The sequence below is a fragment of the Arthrobacter sp. 179 genome (assembly GCF_052379645.1).
Classification (GTDB): Bacteria; Actinomycetota; Actinomycetes; order Actinomycetales; family Micrococcaceae; genus Arthrobacter_H.
In genome coordinates this window covers 41,617-67,958 of sequence record NZ_JBQSYU010000003.1, presented here as the reverse complement: position 1 = coordinate 67,958, position 26,342 = coordinate 41,617, and the positions used below count along the sequence as shown (strand labels likewise).

Genomic DNA, 26,342 nt, shown 5'->3' with positions numbered 1-26,342 from the left:
TGTGGGCCAACTCACGCTAGCGGATGGAGTAGCGCCGTGCAGCAACAACCCGAGCCCCTGGCGGCGCCCGACGCGGTGAACGCCACCGGTGAAACCACGGGCCGCAGCCAGGCCAAGGCCTCACGCCGCTCCACCCTGCTGGCCGAAGCGGCCCGACTCTTCGCCACCCACGGCTACCACGGGGTCTCCATCGAGGACCTCGGCTCGGCGTCGGGCATCAGCGGCCCGGCCGTCTACCGCCACTTCCCCGGAAAGGCGGCGGTGCTCGGTGCCCTGCTCACCGAGGTCAGCCACGACCTGCACGACGGCGGAAGCGCCGTGGCCCGGGCCGGTGGCAGCCCCGAGGAGGTGCTCGGTGAGCTGGTCCGCTTCCATGCCGACTTCGCCCTGGGCCACCGCAATGTGATCCGGGTCCAGGATCGGGACATGGCCAGCCTGTCCGAGGCCGACCAGTCCACGGTGCGGCGTCTACAGCGCTCCTACATCGAGATCTGGGCCAGACAATTGCGGCTGCTCCACCCCGGGGAGGGCGAATCGGCGGCTCGTTTCCGGGCCCAATCGGTCCTGGGGCTGATCAACTCGACCCCGCACTCGGCCCACCGCTCCGATGCCGATCCGCTGACCCGGCGACGCCGTCTGGTCTCCATGGCGTTGGCGGCGCTGAAAGCCCCGGTAGGCTAGGCCCGCATCACAACGGTAGGCTGGGAGGAATCGCGTCCACCGGCCGGCCGGACCGAGAAAGAACACCGTTGTCGTAGAGAGGTACTGACCGTGAAGCTTCGCCCAGTTGAGCCAGCGGACCTGGATTGGTTCTTTGAACACCAGCAGGATCCCCAGGCCAATGTCATGGCCGCATTCACCGCCAAGAACCCCGCGGACCGAGGGGTGTTCGACCATCACTGGTCGCTGATCCTCAACGACCAGAAGGCCACCGTCCGGGCGATCGAGCAGGACGGCCGGGCCGTCGGCTACGTCATGGCGGACTCCCACGACGAAGTCATCGAGCTGGACTTCTGGACCGACAGGAAATACTGGGGGCAGGGGGTGACCACCGCCGCCGTGGACGCCTTCCTCAGCGAGATCACCGAACGCCCGATCCGGGCCCGCGTGGTCACGGACAACATCGGCAGCCAGAAGGTCCTGGAACGTCGTGGTTTCACGATCATCGGCGAGGTCGATGGTTTCGCCAACGCCCGGGCCGCGGTGGTGAAGGAATACATCATGGAACTGGCCTGAGGCCGCTTCCCTCCTGAGACGAAAAAGGGGCTGCCCCGCCGCGGATCCGCGGCGAGGCAGCCCCTTTTTCGGGCCCGGTCCGGCTAGAGCATCGTGATGAGCATGCCCGGATCGGACATGATCGTGCCCACGTCGGCCAGGAACCGCGATCCCTGTTCCCCGTCGACGACGCGGTGGTCGAAGGACAGGCTCAGCGTGGTCAGCTGACGCAGCACCACCTCCCCGTGGTAGCCCCACGGCTGTTCACGGACCTGCCCCAGGGCCAGGATGGCCGCCTCCCCCGGGTTCAGGATCGGGGTGCCGGCATCGATGCCGAAGACCCCGATGTTCGTGATCGAGAACGTTCCCCCGCGCAGATCCTCCGGTGCGGACTTGCCGGCCTTGGCCGTGAGCGCCAGATCACGCAGGGCATCGGCCATGGCCCTGAAGTCCAGACCCTGGGCGTCCTTGAGGTTGGGCACCATGAGACCACGGGGGGTGGCCGCGGCGATGCCGAGGTTGACGTAGTTCTGCTGGACGATCTCCCCGGCCGCGGCATCCCACCGGGAGTTCAGCGTCGGCTGGCGTTCGAGGGCGATGCAGACGGCCTTGGCCGCGATCGTCAGCGGGGTGAGCTTCATGTCCTGGTAGGCGCGGTCGGCACGCAGCCGGGCCAGCAGCTCCATCATGGGGGTCACGTCGAGGGTCAGGAACTCGGTGACATGCGGCGCGGTGAAGGCACTGTCCACCATGGCCTGCGCCGTATGCTTGCGCATCCCCTTGATCGGGCTGCGCACCTCGCGCGGTTGCCCTCCCAGGGTGCGTACTGCCCCGGCAGCCATTGCGCCGGACGGCAGGCCGGTCTCCCCGGTCGCGGAGGGGGAACCCGTCCCGGCCGGGGCCCCGGCAGCATGGGCTGCGTTGACGTCGTCCCGGGTGATCAGTCCGCGCGGGCCGCTGCCGTCGAGCCGCTCCAGGTCGAGGCCCAGATCACGGGCAAGCTTGCGGACCGGAGGCGTGGAGCGTGGTCGTTCCGCGGCAGCTTCACCCATCGCGGGGGCCGGCTCCGCCGGGGCCGCCTCGGGGGCGGGCGCTGCGGCACGAGGCGGGGCACCGACCGTCCCCTGGCGACGGGCCTTGCGGGCCGGACGCTTCCCGGTCTCGACCTCGGCGCCATAGCCCACCAAGGTGGGTTCGCGCTGGGCGGGAGCCTCGTCGGCGTCCTCCGGGGCCGCCGGGCCCACGGGCGAATCCCCGGACCCGGCCTCGCCGGGAACGTCGAAGGACACGATCGGGTTGCCGACCTCCACCACGGTACCGGGCTGTTCGTGCAACTCGGTGACGACCCCCGAATAGGGGCTGGGCAATTCGACGACGGCCTTGGCGGTTTCCACCTCGGCAATGATCTGGTTCAACTGGACGGAATCGCCCACGGCGATCTTCCAGTTGACGATTTCGGATTCGGTCAGTCCTTCGCCGAGATCGGGAAGCTTGAAAACCTTCAGCACTGTACTCATCTAGCCTTCCAGACTGCTCAGGGAGTTGGGACGGTCCATCACCCGGTCCACACCATCGAGGATGCGGTCCAGGTCGGGCAGGTGGTGCATTTCCAGCTTCGAATACGGGTAGGGGATGTCGAAGCCCGTCACCCGCACGGGGGCATGCTCGAGCTGGTAGAAGCAGCGTTCGGTGATCCCCGCGGTGATTTCGGCCCCGAGGCCCAGGTTCTGGCTGGCCTCATGGGTCACCACCAGGCGGCCGGTCTTCCTCACCGAGGCCGCGATGGTGTCGAAGTCGATCGGCGAGATCGACCGCAGATCGATGACCTCGACGGAGATATCGTCGTCCTCCGCTGCGGTGGCTGCCGCAAGTGCCGTCTTGACCTGGGCTCCATAGGCCACCAGCGTGACATCGGTGCCCGGACGGCGCACGGCGGCGCTGCCCATTTCGGGTCCCGTCAGGGCCGCCTCGAGATCGACGTCACCGCGCTCGTGATAGCGGCGCTTGGGCTCGAAGAAGACCACCGGATCATCACAGGCGATCGCCTGCTGCATCATGACGTAGGCGTCCTGCGGGGTCGAGGGGCTGACCACGCGCAATCCTGCCGTATGGGCGAAATAGGCTTCCGGGGACTCCGAGTGGTGCTCGGGGGACCCGATGCCCCCGCCGAAGGGGATCCGAATGGTCAGCGGCATGGAGACCATCCCGTGCGTGCGGTAGTGCAGTTTGGCGACCTGGCTGACGATCTGGTCGAAGGCCGGGTAGACGAAACCATCGAACTGGATCTCCACCACGGGCCTGAACCCGCGGTAGGCCATGCCGACGGCGGTGCCGACGATCCCTGATTCGGCCAGCGGGGTGTCGATGACCCGGTGTTCGCCGAAGTCCTTCTGCAGCCCGTCGGTGATGCGGAAGACCCCACCGAGCTTGCCGATGTCCTCCCCCATGAGAACGACCTTCGGGTCCGCTTCCATGGACTGGCGCATGCCCGCATTCAGGGCTTTGCCGAATGTCAGCTTGCTCATCGGGCACCCTCTTCCGTGGCCGACGAAGCGTCGGCGAATTGTTCCCGGTACAGCGCATAGTGTTCGCGCTGGCGGTCCAGGGCCGCATGCGGCTGCGAATAGACGTTCTCGAAGACCTCCATCGGCTCCGGGTCCTGAAGGCCGATGATGCCCTGGCGCAGGCTGGCGGCCACCGAATCGGCCACCTCCCCGGCGGCTGCCTTCAGTTCGGCCTCGTCGACGCCGAGGTCCACCAGATGCCGTTCGAGGCGTTCGATCGGGTCCTTGGCGGCCCAGAGGTCCAGTTCGTTGGCATCGCGGTAGCGCGTGGGGTCATCCGCCGTGGTGTGCGGGCCCATCCGGTAGGTCACCGCCTCGATGAACGTGGGGCCGTTGCCGCTGCGGGCCCGATCCAGGGCGATCCGGGTGGCCGCCAGGCAGGCCAGCACGTCGTTGCCGTCCACGCGCAGCGAGGGGATGCCGAAACCGGGTGACCGGTCGGCGATGTTGGTCAGGCTCTGGACCCCGACCGGTTCGGAGATGGCCCAATGGTTGTTCTGGCAGAAGAAGACCACCGGCGCCTGGTAACTGGCGGCGAAGACCATGGCCTCGTTGACGTCGCCCTGGCTGGTGGCCCCGTCACCGAAGAAAGTGATGGCCGCCTGCGACCCGCCGTCGTATTTGATGCCCATGGCATAGCCGACCGCATGCAGGGCCTGGGCCCCGATGATGATCTGCGGTGTCGCCATGTTCTTGCCGAAGGGGTCCCAGCCGCTGTAGGCGTTGCCGCGCCAGACGCGCAGGGTGTCCTCGGCGCTGATCCCGCGGCAGTAGGCCAGCCCGGTTTCGCGGTAGGAGGGGAAGATGAAATCGTCATCCTCCAGGGCCCGGCCGGCGCCGATCTGTGCTGCTTCCTGGCCCAGCAACGGTGGCCAGAGGGCGAGTTCGCCCTGACGCTGGAGCGCCGTGCCTTCCTGGTCGACACGGCGGATGGCCACCATGTCGGTATGGAGGCGGCGCAGGGCCTCCACCTCGATGTCGTCGACCCAGGGATCGAATTCCCCATGCGGGGTGCGGCGTCCGCTGGGGTCGATGAGCTGGATCAGCTCCTCGCCCCGCTCGCCGGCTGCCTGTGGATTAGTCATGGTCTGCGCTGCGTCCTTCGTTGTTCGTCGGCCGACTCGCTGGTTGCCGGATGGGTGATCCGGTGTCCGAACGGCGGGGCGGACTTCATCGTCGTTCCCTACCTGTGACGGTACTCACAAGACGCACTGCGCACAACCATCAATATATCTACTGAGCACTCTGCACGGTAACCACCCGGTAGTACCTGATAGCGTTGCGCACTATGGCTGACTTGGATGAGGTTGATCACAGACTGTTGGGGGCCCTGGCCCTGGACCCGAAGGCAACCACCGTGGCCCTGGCGACGACGCTGGGTCTATCGCGCAATACGGTGCAGGCGCGCTTGAACCGGCTGGAGAACCACGGGGCCTTCCTTTCCTTCGAACGCCGGGTCAACCCCGCGGCCCTGGGCTATCCGTTGACCAGCTTCGTCCACATCCACGTCCAGCAGAAGAAGCTCGGTGAGATCACCGCCGCGCTGGCCCGCATCCCCGAGGTCGTGGAAGCCCACGGGCTCAGCGGGACGGCCGATATCCTGGCCACCGTCGTGGCCCGCGGCGCCGAGGACCTCTTCCGGGTCAACGGCGCGATCCTGGACATCGACGGCATCGAACGCGCGGACACCTCGCTGTCGATGGCAGAACTGATCCCCCACCGGATGCGCCCGCTGCTGGAACGCGGGGCCGAAGGAGGCCCCTCGGCGACCGTCCGGAACTAATGGCGGATGCGCCCGGCTCCCCAGACGGCCACGGCGCACGCTCCGGCGATCAGGACCGACTGGAGCACCGCGTGCGGGACCGGCCGTCCGGCGACGGGCGCTCCCATGACGGTACCCAGGCCCGCGGAGGACATCACCGTGCCCACCCCGAGCCAGGACATCGCGGAGCCGGCGCTCAGGGAACTGGCCATGCTGAACGCCGAGACGGCACTACCCACCGATCCGATCGACCCGATGCTGCCCACCGAGCAGATCGACAGCACGGACCCGGCGCTACCGATGCTCAGGAACGAATCCTGCGAGGCGATGGACCACGAACTGGACATGGCCCCAGCGTAGTCCGGCGGGACCGCCCGGTGAAGGCCCTTCCCCGGTACACGGCAAGGAAGCCGGGTCCGCACTGGCGAACCCGGCTTCCGCCGTCGTCCCGGATCCGCGACCCGGGCTGGATGACCTAGTGGTCGGTGGCCTTCTCGGCACCGAAACCGGTCAGTGAACGGACCTCCATTTCGGCCTGCTTGGCCGGGTCTTCCTTCCGGTTGCTGAGCACGGTGCCCAACCAGCCCAGCAGGAACGCCAGCGGGATCGAAACGATGCCCGGGTTGCTCAACGGGAAGAACGCGAAGTCGGCGCTGGTGATCATCGAGGTCTCGGTGCCGGAAACGACCGGGGAGAACGCGATGAGGATGATCGCGGCGGCCAGGCCGCCATACATCGACCAGACGGCCCCCTGGGTGGAGAAGCGCTTCCAGTACAGCGAGTACACGATCGTCGGCAGGTTCGCCGAGGCGGCCACGGCGAAGGCCAGCGCGACCAGGAAGGCCACGTTCTGCCCCTGGGCGCCGATGCCACCGATGATGGCGGCGATGCCGATGACGACCACCGTGCGACGGGCGACCTTCATCTCCTTCTCCGGGGTCGTCTTGCCCTTGGCGATGACGTTGGCGTAGATGTCATGGGCGAACGAGGCCGCAGCGGTGATCGTCAGCCCGGCCACCACGGCCAGGATGGTCGCGAAGGCGACCGCCGAGATCACCCCGAGCAGGAGCGGTCCCCCGAGTTCGAAGGCCAGCAGCGGGGCCGCGGAGTTCACCCCGCCTGGGGCGTTGGTGATGCGCTCGGGGCCGATCAGTGCCGCAGCGCCGTAACCCAGCACCAGGGTGAACAGGTAGAACGCCCCGATGAGCCAGATCGCCCAGACCACGGACTTGCGGGCCTCCTTCGCGGTGGGGACCGTGTAGAAGCGCATCAGCACGTGCGGCAGGGCGGCGGTGCCCAGCACCAGGGCCAGGGCCAGAGAGACGAAGTCCAGCTTCGAGGCCTCCGAGACACCGTACTTCAGGCCCGGATCCAGCAGCGCCGGGTTGTTCGCGGTCTCCACGGCGTCACCGAGCAGGGCCGAGAGGTTGAAGCCGTACATGGACAGCACCCAGATGGTCATGACCAGCACACCGGCGATGAGCAGGCAGGCCTTGACGATCTGCACCCAGGTGGTGCCCTTCATGCCGCCGACCAACACGTAGACGATCATCAGCGCGCCCACGACGGTGATGACCAGCGACTGGCCCATCTTCCCGTCGATCCCCAGCAGCAAGGAGACCAGCGCACCGGCCCCGGCCATCTGGGCCAGCAGGTAGAACAGGCAGACCGACAGCGTGGTGATGGCCGCCGCGATGCGGATGGGCCGCTGCTTGAGCCGGAAGGACAACACATCGGCCATGGTGAACTTGCCGGTGTTGCGCAGCATCTCGGCGACCAGCAGCAGGGCGACCAACCAGGCCACCAGGAAGCCGATGGAGTAGAGGAAGCCGTCATAGCCGTTGATGGCGATCGCCCCGACGATCCCCAGGAACGAGGCGGCCGAGAGGTAGTCCCCCGCGATCGCCGTCCCGTTCTGGGTTCCGGTGAAGGAACGCCCGCCGGCGTAGTAGTCGGCGGCGGTCTTGTTGTTCTTGCTCGCCTTCAACACGATCACCAGGGTGACCCCGACGAAGAGCGCGAAGATGCTGATGTTGACGATGGGGCTGCCCACCGACGTCGATTCCGTCGCTGCGGCCAGTGGTGCCGCGGCGGTCAGGGACAGAAGGCTCATTTCAGGTCTCCTTCGTCGACGTTGGCTTCGAGTCGATCGCGCAGGGCCGTGGCCCTGGGGTCCAGCTTCCTATTCGAGAAGTGGACGTAGGCCGCGGTGATGCCGAAGGTCGAGACGAATTGCAGCAGTCCCAGCAGGAGACCGAGATTGATGTTCCCGATCACCTTGATGGACATGAAGTCGTGGGCGTAGTCGGCCAGAAGGACGTAGGCGAAGTACCAGACCAGGAAGGCGATGGCCATCGGGAAGATGAAGCTGCGTTGGGTTTTGCGCAGATCCTGGAACTCGTCGCTGGCCTGGACGGCCATGAATTCCTCGGACACTTGGTCCGGGGCGGGATCGGTCCGTAGGGCGGCGTCGGTGCCGTCCTGCGGAACAGGGTCCGGGCTGGTGGGGTGGGCCATTTTCTTCTCCTCAAGGGTGGTGGCATCCATCCGCCGCGGGACAAACCGTGTCCACACGCATCCTCGGCGGAAGAGTGACACCCATCACTCTCGGGCACCATCAACCGATAGTGAAGCGACCCGCAGCATGTCGTGGCCCAGCGGTGCGCCCCATGCGCCCAACGGTCATTGGTCCCGCCGAACGGTCGGGCCCGACACGGCCGTCGAAGCCGTCCCCCGACGACACCGCGGGCCGGCGTCTAGGCTGTCTGCATGCTCTCCGCCGCCGCCCAGACCACGCTGATCATCGCGATCATCACCATTGCCGTGGCCGTGGTCTACTACGTGGGGTTCCATGTGCTGCGCTCCTCCCGTGACCTGGGCACCGATGCCGACCGGGCGACCTACGAGACATTGCACCGGGTGTCCCAGGCGGCCCCGCATTTCAGCTCGGGGTTGCACTCCGAGGGGGCCGGACGGGCCGCCCGGCAACTCCGCGACGTACTCGGCTGCGAGGGTTTGGCGATCACCGATGCCGCGACGGTCCTGGCCCTGGACGGACCACTGGCCGATACCGTGTCCCGGGAGCCGGGCCGGATCGAAGGGCATTCGGCCGATGCCGTGCGCGCGGCCCGGACCCAGGTGATCCGTGGACCGGGGGCCGACGGCGTCTACGCCCCCATCCTGGTCCGCGGCAGCGCCGTGGGAACCGTCGTGGCCCTGGCCCCCCGGGCCAACGCCGGCCTGGTACGGGCCACCACCGAGCTGGCCGCCTGGGTGGCCGCCCAGCTGGGTCTGGCCGAGCTGGACGAATCGCGGGCCCTGCTGATGGAGGCCGAGGTCCGCGCCCTCCGGGCCCAGATCAGCCCGCATTTCATCTACAACAGCCTCAACGCGATCGCCTCGTTCATCAACACCGACCCGCAGCGGGCCAGGACGCTCGTCGTGGAATTCGCCGACTTCACCAGGTACTCGTTCCGCCGCCACGGGGACTTCACCACCCTGGCCGAGGAGCTGCAGGCCATCGACCGCTACCTCCTCCTGGAGAAGGCCAGGTTCGGCGAACGCATCAAGGTCTCGTTGGCGATCGCCCCGGAGGTCCTGAGCACCGTCATCCCGTTCCTGTCGTTGCAGCCGCTGGTGGAGAACGCGGTGCGCCACGGATTGGAGGGCAAGGCCACCGGCGGGCTGATCACCCTCACGGCCGCCGACGACGGGGAGTTCGCGGAGATCACCGTCGAGGATGACGGGGTGGGCGCGGATCCGGAGGAGCTGCGTGCCCTGCTGGCCGGGACGACCGACGGCGTTCATGTGGGACTGCGCAATGTCGACGTGCGTCTGCGCCAGCTCTACGGTGACGACCACGGGCTGGTCATCGACACCGCCCCCGGGGCAGGGACCCTGATCACCGTGCGTATCCCCAAATTCCAGCCCGGTTACGACGCCGGACCGCCGCTGTGAGTGCCCGGCAGGCAGGCTGTCCCTAGACTATGGGAATGATCAATGTCGTCGTCGCCGATGATGAGCTGCCGGCCGTCGAGGAACTGGCCTTCCTGTTGGAACGTGATGCCCGGGTGGGCCGGATCCACCGGGCGACCTCAGGGGCTGCTGCCCTGAAGGCGCTCCAGGAGTTCGACGTCGATGCCCTCTTCCTGGACATCCACATGCCGTCCCTGTCCGGGCTGGACATCGCCCGCGTGATTTCCCGCTTCAGCCGTCCCCCCGCCGTCGTCTTCGTCACCGCCGACGAGGCGCAGGCGCTGGAGGCCTTCGAACTGGCCGCCGTCGATTACGTCCTGAAGCCGATCCGTCCGGAACGGTTGGCCGAGTCGGTGCGCCGGGTCTGCGAACTGATCCAGGACGGCCCCCAGGAACCCGAGGTCGTCACGGTCGACCAGGGGGGAATCACCCGGATGATCCGGCGCGACGAGATCCGCTATGTCCAGGCCCAGGGAGACTATGCCCGCCTGCACACCGCCGATGCCAGCTATCTGATCAGGGTCCCGTTGAACGATCTGGAACAGCAATGGGGTTCCGCGGGCTATCTACGCATCCACCGCGGATACCTGGTCGCCATGGACCGGGTGGACCAGGTCAAGCTGGCTCCGGGCAAGGCCTCGGTCATCATCGGGGCCACGGAGCTGCCGGTGAGCCGACGCGCTCTGCCGCAGCTGCGCGAACAACTGGCGGCCAACCGCATCAGGCCTTCATGACCACCCCGGATTCCGGCCCGACCCCCGGCCCCTCCCCGCTCCCGGCCCGGGTCAGGGTCACCGCACCGGAGGGGGCGCCGCTGGGCATCGCCCGGCGTCGGGCCAGCCACGACCCCGCCGCGGAGTTCTACGTCAGATCGTTGATCCGCTCGCAATTGCGTCTGTCCCTGTCGGTGGCGTTGGGGTTCCTGCTGCTTCTGCTGTGCCTGGCCGTCGTGGTCACGTTCTGGCCGCAGATCCAGGACATCCGGTTGCTGACCATCCCGCTGCCCTGGCTGGTCCTGGGGGTCGGGGTGTACCCGATCATCCTGCTGGGCGCCTTCCTCTACAACCGGGTCAGCGCCCGCTACGAGGCACAGTATCTGGATGTGACCCGGGAATGAATGCCGGAACCTCGTTGCTGGCCATCGCCGCCGTCGTCGTCTCCACCGTCCTCATTGCCGTGCACGGGCTGCGCCTGTCGCGGACCACCGGGGACTTCTATGTCGCCTCGCGGACGGTCAAACCCTGGTGGAACGCCTCGGCCATCGGCGGGGAGTACCTCTCGGCGGCCAGCTTCCTGGGTATCGCAGGGCTCATCGTCGTCTCGGGCCAGGACGCCCTCTGGTTCCCCATCGGATATACGGCCGGATATCTGATGCTGCTGCTCTTCGTGGCTGCCCCGCTGCGCCGGTCCGGGGCCTACACGGTCCCCGACTTCGCCCAGATCCGCTTGGCCGGCCGGACCGTCCGCCTGGTCACCAGCATCATGGTGGTGGTCGTCGGGTGGCTCTACATCGTCCCGCAACTGCACGGGGCCTCCCTGACCCTGGGGATCACCACCGGTCTGCCCGGATGGCTGGGGGCCGGCCTGGTCATGACCGCGGTCTGCCTGACGGTGCTGGCCGGGGGGATGCGCTCGATCACGTTCGTCCAGGCCTTCCAGTTCTGGCTCAAGCTCGGCGCGCTGGCCATCCCCACGGTCTTCCTGCTCCTCCAGCTGGGCTTGACCGGCCAATCCCCCACCCAGGACGGCCTGGCCTTCGACCTGCCCCGGCAGGTGCTGGGACGAACGGGCATCTACGCGACGATTTCACTGATCGTGGCCCTGCTGTTCGGTACGCTGGGCCTACCTCATGTGCTGGTCCGTTTCTACACGAACCCCGATGGGGCCTCGGCCCGGCGTACGACGTCGATCGTACTGGGGCTGCTCTCCCTGTTCTATCTGTTCCCCACGGTCCTGGGGGTACTGGGCAGGGCCTATCTTCCGGAACTGGCCGCCGGGGGCAATGCGGACGCCACGGTGCTGCTGCTGCCCCACCGCATCGTCGGCGGGACGATGGGAAACCTGTTGACCGCCCTGGTGATCGGCGGGGCCTTCGCCGCCTTCATATCCACCACCTCGGGCCTGGTGGTCTCGCTGGCGGGGGTGATCAGCCAAGATCTCTTCGGCGGTACGGTGCGCGGCTTCCGCTATGCGACGGTGCTGGCCAGCGTCATCCCGCTGCTGCTGGCCCTGGGCACCAGCACGCTGGCCCTGGCCGGGGCCATCGGGGCGGTGTTCGCCTTCACGGCCTCCACGATCTGCCCGCTGCTGCTGCTGGGCATCTGGTGGCGTGGGCTCACGGCCGCCGGGGCCGTGGCCGGCATGCTCTCCGGGGCGCTGGCATGTGCCGCGGCCATGACCGCGGTTTCGGTGCTGCCCCGGCTCTCGGGGATGGCCCTGGAGGTGGCCACCCAACCGGCGGCGTGGACCGTCCCGTTGGCCTTCATCGTCACGGTGCTCGTGTCCCGGGCCACGCGGGGCCCCTCGGCCGAAGCGACCACCCGGGTCATGACCCGCCTGCACGCCCCCGAGCGGACTACGGCGCCCGGCCCCGCGGGCCGGCACTAGCTGCGGGTCAGTCGATGGAGGCCATCAACTCCACGACACGGTCCAGGAAGGCATCGACCTGGCTCTCCTCGTATCCGTCCTGGCCCACGGCCTCGCGGAAGGCGATCCGGCGGACGGCATCAACGCTCATCGGCACGTCCTGCTCGAAGTAGGCCAGCAGCTGGGTGCACAGGGCGTCGACGTCCTCGACGTTGTAGCTCGGGGCATTGCGCCGGCTCGGACGACGGAACCGTCCCCCCGGCTCGCGGTGCAGGCGGCCGCGCAGGATGGCCGAGAGCCGACCGACCTGTTCGAGCCAGGCGTCTTGGCCTTCGGTCTCGATCAGGGCGTCACGTTCACGCTGGGCGAAGACGTCCTCGAGGCGGTCCAGTGCCGCGTCGACCTCCTGGGCGGAGTATCCGCCCTTCTGCGGTTCGAAGGACGTCCGGCGCACCAGGTGGCTGGTGACCACGCTTTCATCGTCACCGGTCCCGTTGTAGGTCGCGCGGGCGCGGGACAGGAAATGGTCGACCTGCTTGACGTTGTAGCCGAATTCCCCGGAGTCGACCCGGTTGAAGGGGGCTTGGGTCTTCTGCTGGCTGTCCTGACTCAATTAACTTCCCTCAAGCTTGCACTGCACATGATGAACAATTCCCTGGTGGCCGGATCCGGCCACCACACTACTGGTCCCATCCTAGGGCAGCAGCAGGCCGATGGTGTCGTCCGCGCCGGGCAGCAGCAGCACCGAAATAATGTAACCGATGGGGATGGAGAAGACCACGGAGTCCAGGCGATCCATCACGCCGCCGTGGCCCGGAAGCAGGTTGCTCATGTCCTTGATGCCCAGCTCCCGCTTGACCATCGACTCGGCCAGGTCCCCCGCGGTCGCTGCGGCCACGGTCGCCAGGGCCAACGGGATCCCGATCCACCAGGGGCTCTCGAGGAGGAACACGACGCACAGAATGCCCACGATGATCGCGCCGACGCAGGAGCCGGCGAATCCCTCCCAGGATTTCTTCGGGCTGATCTTCGGTGCCATCGGGTGCTTGCCCATCGAGGCGCCGACCACATAGCCGAAGGTGTCGTTGGCGACGACCAGCAGCAGGACCACCGATACGAGGATCTTGCCGCGTTCCTGGAGCATCAGCAGGATGGCGAAACTGGCCAGGAACGGAACCCAGAGGACCACGAAGGTCGAGGCGACCACCGAACGGAAGGCCCCCGCGGCGCCCTCCACGATCCGCCAGACCAGCACCAGCAGGATGCTGCCGGCCAAGGCGAAGCCCAGTGCCTCCGCCCCACCCAGATAGGCGGAGAACGGAAGGACGATCCCGGCCACCGCCAAGGGAGGCAGGGGCACTTCGGTCTTCGCGGCCGTCAGCGCCCGGCTGACTTCCCATGAACCGACGACGGCAAAGAGCGCTATGATCCCCACGAATGCCAGCGGGAAGAAGAACAACCCCACCAGGACGGCCGCCAACAGGACCAGGCCGACGCCGATCGCCGCAGGCAGGTTCCGCCCGGCCTTGGAGGGCTTGGCGTCGAGTTCACGGCGTTGACGTCGTGACATGGGTCCCGGGGCCGTCTGGGGGGCTCCCGGCGCTTCGCCGTGGCCGCCGTCGGCGCCGTCGGGTTGCGTCGGCATGGGCATTAGACGTCCAGCAGCTCGGTTTCCTTGCGCTTGAGCATCTCGTCGATGACGTCGGTGGCCTTCTTGGTCAGCGCGTCCAGTTCCTTTTCGCCCCGGGCGCCGTCGTCCTCGCCGACCTCGCCGTCCTTGACCATCTTGTCCATCGATTCCTTGGCCTTGCGGCGGTGGTTGCGTATGGCCACCTTGGAGTCCTCGCTCATGCCCTTGACGATCTTCACGTAGTCCTTGCGCCGTTCGGCCGTCAGTTCGGGCAACGTGACCCGGATGACCTTGCCGTCGTTGGAGGGGTTCGCGCCGATCTCGGAGTCACTGAGGGCCTTTTCGATGGCCCGCAGGGCGGTGGCGTCGAAGGGGGTGATCAGGATGGTCCGGGCGTCGGGGACCCCGAAGGAGGCCAACTGCTGCAGCGGCGTCGCGGAACCGTAGTAATCGACCAGCACCTTGGAATACAGTCCCGGGTTGGCGCGACCGGTCCGGATCGTGGCGAAGTCCTCCCTTGCCGCTTCGAGGGACCGTTCCATCTTCTCGTTGGCGTCCTGCAGGGTTTCCTCGATCACTACTCTCTCCTTAAGAATCCGGGCCGCTCAGCGGTACCCGGGCTGTTTTCCACGCTCATCATTCATCCTATGCCACCGGACTAGACGGTGACGCGCGTGCCCCGGGCCTCGCCGCGGATGGCCCGGGTGACATTACCCTCGCCCTCCATGCCGAACACGAGCATTTCCAGCCCGTTGTCCTTGCACATGGTCATCGCCGTCTGGTCCATCACCCGGATGTTCTTCAGCAGGGCCTCGTCGTAGGTCAACGTGCTCAGGCGTTCCGCCGTCGGGTCCTTCTTCGGGTCGGCGGTGTAGACCCCGTCGACCCCGCTCTTGCCCATGAGCACGACGTCGGCCCGTACTTCCAGCGCCCGCTGGGCGGCGACGGTGTCGGTGGAGAAGTACGGCAGTCCGGCCCCGGCACCGAAGATGACCACCCGGTTCTTCTCCAGGTGGCGGATCGCCCGGCGCGGAATGTAGGCCTCGGCGACCTGGGCCATGCTGATCGCGGACTGGACGCGGGTTTCGACCCCTGCCTGTTCCAGGAAGTCCTGCAGGGCCAGGCAGTTCATGACGGTTCCGAGCATGCCCATGTAGTCGGCGCGGGAGCGGTCCATGCCCGACTGGGAGAGTTCGGCCCCGCGGAAGAAGTTTCCTCCCCCGACCACGATCGCGGTTTCGACCTCACCGACGGTGGCGGCGATCTGCTCGGCCACACCACGGACCGTCACGGGATCCACGCCGATGTTGCCACCGCCGAAGACCTCTCCGGAGAGCTTGAGCAGGACCCTGCGCCGGGTCCCGGCCTCGTTGGTGATCTGTGTCGTTTCGATCTGGGTGGTTTCTTCCACGGGGGGGCCTCCTCTGGCGGAGCCGGGTCCGCCGTCGTGCAGTGGTTCTGGAAAGGTCTGGGCGTGGCAAGGGGGCGGCCACCATAGTGGTGGCCGCCCCCTTGATCACTGCCGCTTGGGCGGGCGGAAACCGGCCGCCGTGTCGCTGCTAGGAGCCTACGCGGAAACGGGCGAACCCGGTAGCGTTCACGCCGGCTTCCTCGAGGACCTTGCCGACCAGCTTCTTGGAGTCCTTGGCGAACGGCTGGTCCAGCAGCACGATCTCCTTGAAGAACCCGGTGAGGCGGCCTTCTACGATCTTCGTCAGCGCGGCTTCGGGCTTGCCTTCGGCGCGGGCGGTCTCGTCGGCGATGCGACGCTCGTTGGCCACGGTCTCCGCCGGGACCTCCTCGCGGGAAAGGTGCGTCGGGGCCAGGGCCGCGGTGTGCACCGCGACGTCGTGGGCCACGGTGTGGGCTTCGTCGCCGGAGCCGTCAACGGCCATGAGCACGCCGACCTGCGCCGGGAGGTCCTTGGACGTCTTGTGCAGGTAGGCATCGACCGTGGCGCCTTCGAGGCGTGCCATGCGGCGTACCACGACCTTCTCGCCGAGGATGGCGCCTTCTTCGACGACGACGTCGGCGAGCTTCTTGCCGTTCACATCGGCGGCGAGCAGCGCATCCAGATCGGTGGCGCCGGTGGAGACGGCCACTTCGAGGACCTGATCGGCCAGTGCGATGAACTTGTCGTTCTTCGCGACGAAGTCGGTCTCGCAGTTGATTTCGATCATGTAGCCGACGGTGCCGTCGATGACCTTGGCGGCCACGAGGCCTTCGGCCGCGGAACGGCCCTCGCGCTTGGTGGCGCCCTTGAGGCCCTTGACGCGGATGACCTCGATGGCCTTCTCGGCATCACCGTTGGCCTCGTCGAGGGCCTTCTTCACATCCATCATGCCTGCGCCGGTACGTTCACGAAGCGCCTTGATATCAGCGGCGGTGTAGTTCGCCATGTGCAACCCCATTCTCAGTGGTGATCTAGCTTGTTCTTCCGGTGCCCTACCGGCGGGGACCCGCCCCGTTTCGAGCGGAGCCGGGGGGGGGGGGCGGCCCCCCCCCGTCGTCCGGCCAGGGCGGCGGCGCTCTATCCGAAGAACACCTTGGCGAACGTGACCAGGATCGACCCGGCACACAACAAGACGATCAACGCGGCGATCACCCAGTGCCATTCGGCCAGGAACCGGCGCAGCCCGGCGGGTGCGGGAACGACCCCGTGGCTGATGTTCCTGACGGTGGTGTAGGTGAACAGGACGATCATCATGGCCCAGACGACCATGCAGTACGGGCAGAGGATCCCGATGACGTAGAGGGCCTGGAACCACAGCCACCCGATCATCGCCATGGCCAGGGTGACCCCGACCTGCAGACCCACGTAATACCAGCGGGGCAGCCGGGCCCCGGCAATGAGCGTGATGCCGATCGTGGTGACCACCGCGAAGCCGGCGACGCCGATCAGCGGGTTGGGGAAGCCGAACAGTGCCGCCTGGGCCGTCCGCATGACGCTGCCGCAGGAGACGAAGGGATTCATGTCGCAGGAGGTGACGTAGTCCGGGTCCTTGTAGATCTCCAGCCGTTCGAGCGTCAGCGCCGAGGACGCGATCCAGGACACGAAACCGGTGATGGCCAGGATCCACCCGAACACCGGTTCCCGGGCGTAACCGGGAAGGGCCCCCTCGGCCGCGGGGCTCACGGCGGGGACCGGTTCGTTCCTGTTCGGGGCATGCTGGGCCACGCGGGGCTCCTCGGGTCGATCGGGGCGGCGGCGGTTGCCGCCATCCACTTCGATTCTAGGCCCGGGGCCCGGGGCATGGACGGTAGACTTGTCTGGTTCGCCAACGTGAGAGAAGTGTAGTGTCGCAGATTCCAACCCAGGCCGCCGATCCCCGGATCATCGACCAGTCCTCCCGCCGTCGTACCTTTGCGGTGATCTCGCACCCGGATGCGGGCAAATCCACGCTCACCGAAGCGTTGGCCCTCCACGCCCGGGTGATCGGGACCGCCGGGGCCACCAACGGCAAGTCCAACCGCAAGGACACCGTCTCGGACTGGATGCAGATGGAGAAGGACCGCGGGATCTCGATCAGCTCCACCGCCCTGCAGTTCGAGTACCGCGACACGGTGATCAACCTGGTCGACACCCCCGGCCACGCGGACTTCTCGGAGGACACCTATCGGGTGCTGGCCGCCGTGGACTGCGCGGTGATGCTCATCGATGCGGCCAAGGGCCTGGAAGTGCAGACCATGAAGCTCTTCGAGGTCTGCCGGCAACGGAATCTGCCGATCATCACCGTGATCAACAAATGGGACCGCCCCGGGCTGGAATCCCTGGAGCTGATGGACGAGATCACCGAACGCACCGGATTGCGGCCCATGCCGTTGACCTGGGCGGTAGGCATCGCCGGGGAATTCCACGGCGTCGCGGACCTGCGCAAGAACGAATACGTCCGCTTCACCCGTAATTCCAGCGGGGCCTCCCTGGCCCTGGAGGAACATTTCACCCCCGAACAGGCCCTGGAGGCCGAAGGGCAGCTGTGGTCCGACGCCCTGGATGAGGCGTCGCTGCTCGAAAGCCCGGGCGGGTTCGACCTGGAGAGCTTCCATGCCGGGACGGCGACCCCGGTCCTCTACTCCTCGGCGGCACAGAACTTCGGGGTCCGGCAGATCCTGGACACCCTGGTGGACCTGGCCCCCTCGGCCGCCCCGCGCGCCGACGCCGACGGGGAAGTCCGTCCGGTCGATGCCCCCTTCTCCGGCTTCGTCTTCAAGGTCCAGGCCGGCATGAACCAGGCCCACCGCGACCATGTGGCCTTCATCCGTGTCTGCTCGGGGATCTTCGAACGCGGCATGGTGGTCACCCACGCCAATACCGGAAAGCCGTTCGCCACCAAGTATGCCCAGCATCTGTTCGGTCGGGACCGCGAAGTGATCGACCAGGCGTGGCCCGGGGACGTCGTGGGACTGGTCAACGCCTCGGCCCTGCGGGTCGGGGACAGCCTCTATGAGGACGCGCCGGTCACCTACCCGCCCATTCCCTACTTCAGCCCGGAGCACTTCCGGGTGGCCCACGCAAAGGATCCCAGCCGGTATAAGCAGTTCCGCCGGGGGATCGACCAGCTCGAACACGAGGGCATCATCCAGGTGCTGCGTTCGGACCGGCGGGGCGATCAGGCGCCGGTGCTGGCGGCCGTGGGACCGATGCAGTTCGAGGTCGTCGAAGACAGGATGGCCCAGGACTTCAACGCCCCCATGCGGATGGAGGCCCTGGGGTACTCGTTGGCGCGATTGACCACCAAGGAGGCGGTGACGGCGCTGGCGCCGGTCCGGGGTGTCGAGGTGATCATCCGTTCCGACGGCGAGTACCTGGCGTTGTTCAACGACGTGTGGGCGCTGCGTCGGGTGACGAAGAACCACCCGGACCTGCCCTTGACCCGGATCGGTGTCGACCAGGACGCCGCCGTCTGAGCCCTTTGGGATGATCCGCCGGCGCCGGCCACCGACTCGGGATTCGACGCGTATGAGACAATGGCCTTGGTTGGTGGCGAATCCACAGTTTGTTTCCAACCCAACTACAGGATTCCGGGCCCTCACGCGATGGATCACCGTAGGCATCGACCCTGATGCCGGCGGATGAAAACCGCGGACGGTCGCCGCAACAGAAAGCGGCTCGCCCGGGGAACTGGGTTGGTTTCCCGGGCCGCCGTACCCGCCGACGTTGGTACACCTCGGGAAATAAGAAAACTGACTTCCGGGGATCGGAAGGCCGACGAGGCCGCGGTTCCCGAACCGATCGCCGGCGTCCCGGCTGTGGAGGGTACTCCGGCTAGGAGCATGGCCTTTCATGGAAGCAACGAACGAAGAGCTGAATGGGCCGGCACAGTCGTCCCTTCCGATGAATGACGACACCGCCGCCACCACCGAGACCGCCGAGGCGCCGGCACCGGCCAAACGCGCACCGCGCAAACGGGCCACCACCCGCAAACCGGCCACCGCCGCCGCCAGCGAGCCGGAGCCCGAAGCCGCCGCCACTGCGGAAGAGCCCGCCACCGCACCGGCCAAGAAGACCACCCGGGCACCCCGGACCCGCAAACCGGCCGCCACGGCAGCCAGCGAGGACGAGGCCACCCAGACGGCCGGACCGGAGGGCGACGCCGAACTGCCCAAGAAACCAGCCAGGGCCCCCCGCACCCGCAAGACCGCCGCGTCCACCACCGCGGACGCCGAGCAGACCGTGGCCACCGAAACCGGCGGCGACGCTTCCGCCGACCCCGCCGCCGAGAGCCCAGAAGCAGCGAAGACCCCGGCAAAGAGCACCGGGGCGCGCAAGGCACCGGCGCGCAAATCCCGCGCCGCCGCGGCCAGCCCGAAGACCACCACGGCAGAGGAAACCGGCACCGCCGCACCTGCCGCGGAGGCTCCCGGTGAGCCGGCCGCCGAAACCAGCGACGAAACAGCCACTCCGGCGGATCCGTTCGCCGTCCCCGACTCGGCGATCTCCGTCCTCTTCCAGGCCCCCGATCTGGCCACAGCCGCCCCCGAGGCGCGGTCCGCGGAGGAGCCCGGCTCCGAGGAGAGCCACGACAGCGGTTCGGGCAACCGGTCCAGCCGCCGCAACCGCTCCCGCTCCCGCGACGACGCACAGAACCGTGAGGAGGGCCCCGAGGCGGGGGACTCGACCGAGGAGGCCGGTTCCAGCTCACGGCGCCGCCGGCGTCGTCGGCGCGGGGACTCGGACCTGGAACTCAGTGGCGGCAACGACGACGACCCGCCCAACACGGTCACCCGGGTGCGTGGTCCCCGGGCCGCCGCAGATCCGGCACCGTCGAACAAGGTCACCAGCGTCAAGGGTTCCACCCGGCTCGAGGCCAAACGCCAGCGCCGTCGTGATTCCCGCGACTCCGGTCGTCGACGCCATGTCATCACCGAAGCCGAGTTCCTGGCCCGCCGCGAATCGGTGGACCGGCAGATGGTGGTCCGCCAGCGTGATGAGCGCATCCAGATCGGCGTCCTGGAAGACGGGGTCCTGGCCGAGCACTTCGTTTCCAAGACGCAGCAGGATTCGCTGATCGGCAACGTCTATGTGGGCAAGGTGCAGAACGTCCTGCCCTCCATGGAGGCCGCCTTCATCGACATCGGCCGTGGCCGCAACGCCGTGCTCTATGCCGGGGAGGTCAACTGGGATGTGGCCGGGCTCGAGGGACAGCCGCGGCGCATCGAGCATGCGCTGAAGTCGGGGGACCCGGTGCTGGTGCAGGTCACCAAGGACCCGGTCGGCCATAAGGGGGCCCGGCTGACCAGCCAGATCTCCTTGCCCGGACGCTACCTGGTCTATGTGCCCAGCGGGTCGATGACCGGCATCTCACGCAAGCTGCCCGACGTGGAACGCAACCGCCTGAAGAAGATCCTCAAGGACCACCTGCCGCAGAACGCCGGGGTCATCGTGCGCACCGCCGCCGAGGGGGCCAGCGAGCAGGAGTTGATGAACGACATCAACCGGCTGCGCGCCCAGTGGGAGGAGATCGAGGCGAAGTCCACCTCGACGAAGACCACCCCGCCCGAGCTGCTGTACGCGGAGCCGGATCTGACCATCAAGGTGGTCCGTGACGTCTTCAACGAGGACTTCTCCAAGCTGATCGTCTCCGGCGAACACGCCTGGGACACCATCGAGGCCTACGTGACCTACGTGGCGCCGGACCTGTTGGACCGCCTGGAGAAGTGGACGAGCGACGAGGACATCTTTGCCGCCCGCCGGCTCGAGGAACAGATCCACAAGGCCCTGGACCGCAAGGTCTTCCTGCCCTCGGGCGGCTCACTGGTCATCGACCGGACCGAAGCCATGACCGTGGTGGACGTGAACACCGGCAAGTTCACCGGCAGTGGCGGCAACCTCGAGGAAACGGTGACCAAGAATAACCTCGAAGCCGCCGAGGAGATCGTCCGTCAGCTGCGGCTGCGCGATATCGGCGGGATCATCGTCATCGACTTCATCGACATGGTCCTCGAAGCCAACCGGGATCTGGTCCTGCGCCGGCTCGTCGAGTGCCTGGGCCGGGATCGGACCAAACACCAGGTCGCCGAAGTCACCTCGCTGGGCCTGGTGCAGATGACGCGCAAGCGCATGGGCACCGGACTGCTGGAGGTCTTCAGCGAAAACTGTGAAGCCTGCAACGGCCGCGGCGTGGTCACCCATGACGAACCGGTCGAACATCGCCGGGCGTCGAACCAGCAGCAAGACCAGAACAACCAGAAGCGCAACGAGCGCAAGCCACGCGGGAACCGCCACGGCAAGGGCGGGGGAGCAGGCACCGAGCAGACCCCCGAGCAGTCGGCACCGGAGCCGAAGAAGCACGACCCGGAGGCGGAGGCCAAGGCCGAAACCACCCGGGCCGCGTTGGCTTCCATCGCCGCCGCCACCCAGGCTTCCCACGAGCAGACCGGGGAGACGAAGCAGCGGGACGGGCACGACGCCGGGACCTCCGCCGCGTCCGGCCAGGGGGGCACCGACGGGCAGGACGGCTCCGACTCCGGTTCGCGCCGTCGTGGACGCGGGCGCTCACGCGGACGTGGTCGTGCCGGCTCGGCCGAAATGTCGCCCACCAGCGGGTCGGGGGAGCAGCCGGCGGACACCGCAGGCACCTCCACCGCCGCCTCCAGCCGCCAGCAGGGCCCCGGACCGACGCAGTCCGGTCAGGGCCCAGGCCATGACGCGACGGCGGAGGCCGGGACTGATGTGGAAGGTCCCGTGGTGAGCATCGCGGGAGAGGAAGTCCGTCTGCCGCGCGCCCGTCGCAGCCGCCGGGCCACGGCGCCCACGCAGACCCCCGATCTGACGCTGGAATCCTTGAGCGCCGCCTTCGGCGGCACCCCTGAGCCGTCCCGGGAAGCCGATCACGAACCGGCTCCCGCGGCCAAGCAGGAACCGGCTGCCGTGGCCAAGCAGGAACCGGCTGCAGTGGCGTCGGCACCGGCGCCGGAGCGTTCCTCCGCCGTGGCCGCAACGCCGCCGGCCACCAGCACCCCGGCACGCCCTCCACGGCGCAGCCGGGCGGCATCCAGCGCCCAGGGGAGCGCGAACACGCCGATCGAGCGGGTGGAGGCCACTGCGTCGACCCCTGCCGCAGGCACCAGCCACGTGGCCAAGCTCGAGCAGTCGGAACCGGGAGCGAAGAAGAAGGCCTCCGAGGACGCGCCGATGATGTTCGGCGTCGGGGTACCGGCCTCCGAGCTGTAACCGGATCGGACGAGGCTGCTCGTCGGCAGGAACCATGCGTGGGGCGGGACCCGGTCGATCGGGTCCCGCCCCCACGCGTTCCGGCCCCTGCCTTGCGGCGGAACCACTGCGGGGCCGGGACACAGGGGAAGGCCCGCCGTTCGCGGTCCGCGGGTCGGGAAGGTACCGTTAAAAGGTGCTTCACCCTCCCGGGGGTCTTGACGACCCGCCGTCGGAGGATGTATTTGCTCCTGCGGACCGAAATAGCGTAATCTAGATCCTCGGTGCATGCGCCGCTCATCGGATTTTCCGCTCGGCGTGACAGCACAGCGCTTATCCCCGATCGGTTGGTCCGGTGGAATGTGCGCAGTAAGAGTAATAGACGTCGAGAGAAGTGAGTTCCCAAGTGGTGTACGCGATTGTCCGCGCAGGCGGCCGGCAGGAAAAGGTTTCCGTAGGAGACTGGGTGACCCTTGACCGCGTCCCCGAGGCAGCTGGTGGAACCATTGAGCTCCCAGCACTGCTTCTGGTAGACGGCGACAAGGTCACCTCCGCTGCTGCCGACCTGGCGAAGATCACCGTGACTGCCGAGGTTCTCGAGAACCTCCGTGGCCCGAAGATCGTCATCCAGAAGTACAAGAACAAGACCGGCTACAAGAAGCGCCAGGGTTTCCGTTCCGCACTGACCAAGGTCAAGGTCACCTCCATCGCCTAAGGCGACGGAGACCAGATCACCCACGATTCAAAGGTAGGCACATTCAATGGCAAGTAAGAAGGGCGCGAGTTCCACTCGCAACGGCCGCGATTCCAACCCTCAGTTCCTGGGCGTCAAGCGCTTCGGAGGCCAGGTGGTTTCCGCCGGTGAAATCATCGTTCGCCAGCGCGGTACCCGTTTCCACCCCGGCGCGAACGTCGGCCGCGGTGGCGACGACACGCTGTTCGCACTGGCAGCCGGCTCGGTGGAGTTCGGCACCCGTCGCGGCCGTCGTGTCGTGAACATCGTGGATGCCGGCTAGTTTCGGCAGAACCGAATTTAGCTAGACTGGAGGGCGGGCCGCTTGGCCCGCCCTCCAGTTCTTTTTATCACCGGCCGTAGCACGGACCAGCAGGACCGTAACGGCCACCCAATAGAGGAGTCCCAGTAGTGGCAGCGTTCGTAGACCGCGTAGTCCTTCACGTTTCCGGCGGAAACGGAGGGCACGGTTGCGTGTCGATCCGTCGGGAGAAGTTCAAGCCTCTCGGCGGGCCCGATGGCGCCAGCGGTGGCAAGGGCGGCGACGTGATCATCCGCGTCGACCCCCAGACCACGACCCTGCTGTCCTACCACCATTCCCCCCACCGGCACGGTGGCAACGGCGAACCGGGCCGGGGAGACATGCAGCCCGGCCGCAACGGCGAGACCCTGATCCTGCCGGTGCCCGACGGCACCGTGGTCAAGGACCGTGAAGGAAACATCCTGGCCGACATGGTCGGCGCCGGCACCGAATACGTGGCCGCCGCCGGTGGCATGGGCGGACTGGGCAACGCGGGGCTTGCCTCACAGAAGCGCAAGGCCCCCGGGTTCGCCCTGCTGGGCGTCCCCGGCGGGGAACAGGACATCGTCCTGGAACTGAAGTCGGTCGCCGATATCGCGTTGGTGGGCTTCCCCTCGGCCGGCAAATCAAGCCTCATTGCCGCCATGTCCGCCGCCCGTCCCAAGGTCGCCGACTACCCGTTCACCACGTTGATCCCCAACCTGGGCGTCGTGCAAAGCGGAGACGTCAGATTCACCGTCGCCGACGTCCCCGGACTCATTCCGGGCGCCAGCCAGGGCAAGGGCCTCGGACACGAATTCCTCCGCCACGTCGAACGCTGTGCCGCGCTGGTGCACGTCCTGGACTGTGCCTCGCTGGAATCGGACCGCGATCCGCTCAGTGATCTGGAGGCCATCGAGGCGGAACTGGCCGCCTATGCGACCGACTCCAGCTATGCGGGCTCCGATGGCACCGTGATCCCGCTGAACGACCGCCCCCGCTTGATCGCCCTGAACAAGACCGACATGCCCGACGGCTCGGATATGGCCGAGTTCGTCCGCGCCGATCTGGAGTCCCGCGGCTACCGCGTCTTCGAGGTCTCCGCCCTGGCCCGGACCGGGCTGAAGGAACTGGGCTATGCCATGGCCGAGCTCGTCACCGAAGCACGCACCGCATCGGCCGAGGAGCCGGCCCAGGTGGAAGTCCCGGTGCTGCGCCCCCGGGGCGTGAACCGGGCCCCCTTCACCATCCACCGCGAAGAACGCAACCTCGAGCCGCTGTTCCGTGTCCAGGGTGAAAAGCCGGTCCGGTGGGTCAAGCAAACCGATTTCAGCAACGACGAGGCCGTGGGCTACCTGGCCGACCGACTGGCCAAGATCGGTGTGGAGGACAAGCTGTTCAAGGCCGGGGCGAAACCCGGGGACGCCGTGGTCATCGGCGACGATGACAACGGCGTGGTCTTCGATTGGGAGCCGACCATGGCCGCCGGCGCCGAACTGCTGGGATCACGTCGTGGACAAGACGACCGGTTCGACGACGGCAGCCGTCCCACCCGTGACCAGAAGCGTCAGGACCACCAGGATCGCAAGGATGCCCGGGCCGCGGCCCGCGCCGAACTGGAGAGCGAACGCAAGGCCGGCGTGTGGACCGAATCCGTGAACCCGAAGAAGCAGGGTTCACCCAAGGACAGCGGGAAGTGAACCGGCAGAACCGCCTTCCCTCCTCGATCCGCCACCGTTCGCAACTGACCGAGGCGACCCGGATCGTGGTCAAGGTCGGTTCCTCGTCACTGACCACCGTCAACGGGGGGATCTCCGAGGATGCCCTGAACCGGCTGGTCGTTGAACTCTCGGCGGTGCGCAACGGGGGGATCGAACTGATCCTGGTGTCCTCGGGCGCCATAGCCGCCGGCATCGCCCCGCTGGGACTGAGTCGCAGGCCCCGGGACCTGGCCACCCAGCAGGCGGCCGCCGGCGTCGGGCAGGGACTGCTGATGGCCAAATACACCCAGGCCTTCGGCGCGCACGGGATCACCGTCTCCCAGGTGTTGCTCACCGCCGATGACCTGATTCGCCGGCAACAGTATGCCAACGCCTTCCGGGCTCTAGGCCGGTTGCTGACCCTGGGGGTCGTCCCCGTGGTCAATGAGAACGACACCGTGGCCACCCACGAGATCCGCTTCGGGGACAATGACCGGCTCGCCGCACTGGTGGCCCACCTGGTCAAGGCCGATGCCCTGATCCTGCTCTCGGATGTCGACGCCGTCTATGACGGTCCACCGGCGAAGGGAGCCAGCCGCATCGCGGACGTCGTCAGTGCCGCGGACCTCGACGGGGTCAGCATCGGCACCACCGGGGGCTCCGGGGTGGGGACCGGCGGCATGGTCACCAAGGTCGAAGCGGCCACCATGGCCGCGGACTCCGGCATCCCCACGCTGATCACCTCGACGGATCGGGCCGGCCGCGGCCTGGCCGGCGAGGATGTCGGCACCTGGTTCTCCGCCCGGGGCGGACGCCGCCCGGCCCGGATGCTCTGGCTGGCCCAACTGGCGAACACCCAGGGCGGGCTGATGCTCGATGACGGGGCGGTCGCCGCGGTGGCCTCGGGGGCGCGCTCGCTGCTGCCGGCGGGCATCACCTCGGTCAGCGGGGATTTCGAAGCCGGAGACGCCGTGGAGATCACCGATGCGGAAGGCACGGTCGTCGCCCGCGGCCTGGTCAACTACGCCTCGGAGGAACTCCCGGACATGCTGGGACACGGCACCCGGGAACTGGCCAGGACCCTCGGGTCGCATTACGAGCGCGAAGTCGTCCACATCGATGACCTGGTGGTCCTGCGACCGCCCGTGCGCACCCGGAAAAAGCAGACCCCACCGGCCGCGGAGCCCCGGGCCTGACACTGTTGCTCAACAATCGCCACCGTCCCCCTGGAGCCGACTAGGCTT

General features: G+C 67.6%; 25 protein-coding genes. 13 read left to right on the top strand and 12 right to left on the bottom strand.

Features of this window, described 5'->3' with window-relative positions:
- The first annotated feature begins 36 nt into the window (after window positions 1–36).
- On the top strand, window positions 37–681 hold the full coding sequence (locus ACT3UE_RS02935) for a TetR/AcrR family transcriptional regulator (RefSeq protein WP_444561741.1): 645 nt from the start codon (window positions 37–39) through the stop codon (window positions 679–681).
- A 90-nt stretch (window positions 682–771) separates the two neighbouring features.
- Window positions 772–1,236 carry a GNAT family N-acetyltransferase gene (locus ACT3UE_RS02930; protein WP_444555377.1) on the top strand — a complete coding sequence of 155 codons (465 nt, stop codon included), beginning with the start codon at window positions 772–774 and terminating at the stop codon, window positions 1,234–1,236.
- Between the two features lie 83 nt (window positions 1,237–1,319).
- Here the strand turns inward: ACT3UE_RS02930 and ACT3UE_RS02925 are convergent, their stop codons facing one another.
- Genes ACT3UE_RS02925 through pdhA form a run of 3 tightly spaced genes read right to left on the bottom strand, consistent with a single transcriptional unit; the run spans window position 1,320 to window position 4,864 of the window.
- Window positions 1,320–2,732, bottom strand: a complete 1,413-nt coding sequence (locus ACT3UE_RS02925; protein WP_444561742.1) for a dihydrolipoamide acetyltransferase family protein — start codon at window positions 2,730–2,732, stop codon at window positions 1,320–1,322.
- Complete coding sequence (locus tag ACT3UE_RS02920; RefSeq protein WP_444555375.1) at window positions 2,733–3,740, bottom strand: alpha-ketoacid dehydrogenase subunit beta; 1,008 nt, start codon at window positions 3,738–3,740, stop codon at window positions 2,733–2,735.
- Window positions 3,737–4,864, bottom strand: a complete 1,128-nt coding sequence (pdhA, locus tag ACT3UE_RS02915; protein WP_444555374.1) for a pyruvate dehydrogenase (acetyl-transferring) E1 component subunit alpha — start codon at window positions 4,862–4,864, stop codon at window positions 3,737–3,739. The genes ACT3UE_RS02920 and pdhA overlap by 4 nt, the downstream gene beginning before the upstream one ends.
- A 203-nt stretch (window positions 4,865–5,067) precedes the next feature.
- On the opposite strand from pdhA, the gene ACT3UE_RS02910 reads away from it, so the two are divergent.
- Entirely contained in the window at window positions 5,068–5,562 is a 495-nt protein-coding gene (locus ACT3UE_RS02910; protein WP_444555373.1) for an Lrp/AsnC family transcriptional regulator, read from the top strand.
- On the opposite strand, the gene ACT3UE_RS02905 is transcribed toward ACT3UE_RS02910, so the two are convergent.
- The 3 genes from ACT3UE_RS02905 to ACT3UE_RS02895 all read right to left on the bottom strand — a co-directional run bounded on the left by ACT3UE_RS02905 (window position 5,559) and on the right by ACT3UE_RS02895 (window position 7,962).
- On the bottom strand, window positions 5,559–5,888 hold the full coding sequence (locus tag ACT3UE_RS02905; protein ID WP_444555372.1) for a hypothetical protein: 330 nt from the start codon (window positions 5,886–5,888) through the stop codon (window positions 5,559–5,561). The genes ACT3UE_RS02910 and ACT3UE_RS02905 overlap by 4 nt on opposite strands.
- 128 nt (window positions 5,889–6,016) lie before the next feature.
- Window positions 6,017–7,654, bottom strand: coding sequence for a solute symporter family protein (locus tag ACT3UE_RS02900; protein WP_444555710.1), 1,638 nt, complete (start codon window positions 7,652–7,654; stop codon window positions 6,017–6,019).
- Window positions 7,651–7,962, bottom strand: coding sequence for a DUF485 domain-containing protein (locus ACT3UE_RS02895; protein ID WP_444555712.1), 312 nt, complete (start codon window positions 7,960–7,962; stop codon window positions 7,651–7,653). The genes ACT3UE_RS02900 and ACT3UE_RS02895 overlap by 4 nt, the downstream gene beginning before the upstream one ends.
- Window positions 7,963–8,310: 348 nt before the next feature.
- On the opposite strand from ACT3UE_RS02895, the gene ACT3UE_RS02890 reads away from it, so the two are divergent.
- Genes ACT3UE_RS02890 through ACT3UE_RS02875 form a run of 4 tightly spaced genes read left to right on the top strand, consistent with a single transcriptional unit; the run spans window position 8,311 to window position 12,123 of the window.
- Window positions 8,311–9,498, top strand: coding sequence for a sensor histidine kinase (locus ACT3UE_RS02890; protein ID WP_444555709.1), 1,188 nt, complete (start codon window positions 8,311–8,313; stop codon window positions 9,496–9,498).
- Between the two features lie 35 nt (window positions 9,499–9,533).
- Window positions 9,534–10,250 (top strand): LytR/AlgR family response regulator transcription factor, encoded by a 717-nt coding sequence (locus ACT3UE_RS02885; RefSeq protein ID WP_444555708.1) that lies wholly within the window; start codon window positions 9,534–9,536, stop codon window positions 10,248–10,250.
- Window positions 10,247–10,633 carry a hypothetical protein gene (locus ACT3UE_RS02880; RefSeq protein WP_444555707.1) on the top strand — a complete coding sequence of 129 codons (387 nt, stop codon included), beginning with the start codon at window positions 10,247–10,249 and terminating at the stop codon, window positions 10,631–10,633. Before ACT3UE_RS02885 ends, ACT3UE_RS02880 begins: the two co-directional genes overlap by 4 nt.
- Window positions 10,630–12,123, top strand: coding sequence for a sodium/solute symporter (locus ACT3UE_RS02875; protein ID WP_444555706.1), 1,494 nt, complete (start codon window positions 10,630–10,632; stop codon window positions 12,121–12,123). Before ACT3UE_RS02880 ends, ACT3UE_RS02875 begins: the two co-directional genes overlap by 4 nt.
- Window positions 12,124–12,130: 7 nt before the next feature.
- Here the strand turns inward: ACT3UE_RS02875 and ACT3UE_RS02870 are convergent, their stop codons facing one another.
- From ACT3UE_RS02870 to ACT3UE_RS02845, 6 genes are all read right to left on the bottom strand, one after another.
- Entirely contained in the window at window positions 12,131–12,715 is a 585-nt protein-coding gene (locus tag ACT3UE_RS02870; RefSeq protein ID WP_444555705.1) for a DivIVA domain-containing protein, read from the bottom strand.
- Between the two features lie 81 nt (window positions 12,716–12,796).
- Window positions 12,797–13,747: a phosphatidate cytidylyltransferase gene (locus ACT3UE_RS02865; RefSeq protein ID WP_444555704.1), complete on the bottom strand. Its 951-nt coding sequence runs from the start codon at window positions 13,745–13,747 to the stop codon at window positions 12,797–12,799.
- Between the two features lie 5 nt (window positions 13,748–13,752).
- On the bottom strand, window positions 13,753–14,310 hold the full coding sequence (gene frr, locus ACT3UE_RS02860; protein WP_444555703.1) for a ribosome recycling factor: 558 nt from the start codon (window positions 14,308–14,310) through the stop codon (window positions 13,753–13,755).
- 80 nt (window positions 14,311–14,390) lie between these two features.
- The gene (pyrH, locus tag ACT3UE_RS02855) at window positions 14,391–15,125 is read right to left on the bottom strand and encodes a UMP kinase (RefSeq protein WP_444555711.1); all 735 of its coding nucleotides are present in this window, start codon (window positions 15,123–15,125) and stop codon (window positions 14,391–14,393) included.
- A gap of 166 nt (window positions 15,126–15,291) precedes the next feature.
- Window positions 15,292–16,131, bottom strand: coding sequence for a translation elongation factor Ts (gene tsf, locus ACT3UE_RS02850; protein WP_444555702.1), 840 nt, complete (start codon window positions 16,129–16,131; stop codon window positions 15,292–15,294).
- A gap of 131 nt (window positions 16,132–16,262) precedes the next feature.
- Window positions 16,263–16,910, bottom strand: a complete 648-nt coding sequence (locus ACT3UE_RS02845) for a vitamin K epoxide reductase family protein (protein ID WP_444553656.1) — start codon at window positions 16,908–16,910, stop codon at window positions 16,263–16,265.
- Window positions 16,911–17,029: 119 nt separating this feature from the next.
- Between ACT3UE_RS02845 and ACT3UE_RS02840 the strand changes: the two genes are divergently transcribed.
- From ACT3UE_RS02840 to proB, 6 genes are all read left to right on the top strand, one after another.
- Window positions 17,030–18,640, top strand: coding sequence for a peptide chain release factor 3 (locus tag ACT3UE_RS02840; RefSeq protein ID WP_444553655.1), 1,611 nt, complete (start codon window positions 17,030–17,032; stop codon window positions 18,638–18,640).
- Between the two features lie 376 nt (window positions 18,641–19,016).
- Window positions 19,017–22,406, top strand: a complete 3,390-nt coding sequence (locus ACT3UE_RS02835) for an Rne/Rng family ribonuclease (RefSeq protein ID WP_444566250.1) — start codon at window positions 19,017–19,019, stop codon at window positions 22,404–22,406.
- 385 nt (window positions 22,407–22,791) lie between these two features.
- The gene (gene rplU, locus ACT3UE_RS02830) at window positions 22,792–23,100 is read left to right on the top strand and encodes a 50S ribosomal protein L21 (protein ID WP_444553653.1); all 309 of its coding nucleotides are present in this window, start codon (window positions 22,792–22,794) and stop codon (window positions 23,098–23,100) included.
- 46 nt (window positions 23,101–23,146) lie between these two features.
- A complete protein-coding gene (gene rpmA / locus ACT3UE_RS02825; protein WP_086996933.1) occupies window positions 23,147–23,401 on the top strand; it encodes a 50S ribosomal protein L27 in 255 nt (84 codons plus the stop codon).
- A 128-nt stretch (window positions 23,402–23,529) separates the two neighbouring features.
- A complete protein-coding gene (gene obgE, locus ACT3UE_RS02820) occupies window positions 23,530–25,098 on the top strand; it encodes a GTPase ObgE (RefSeq protein ID WP_444566249.1) in 1,569 nt (522 codons plus the stop codon).
- Complete coding sequence (proB, locus tag ACT3UE_RS02815; RefSeq protein WP_444566248.1) at window positions 25,095–26,294, top strand: glutamate 5-kinase; 1,200 nt, start codon at window positions 25,095–25,097, stop codon at window positions 26,292–26,294. The genes obgE and proB overlap by 4 nt, the downstream gene beginning before the upstream one ends.
- Window positions 26,295–26,342 lie beyond the last annotated feature (48 nt).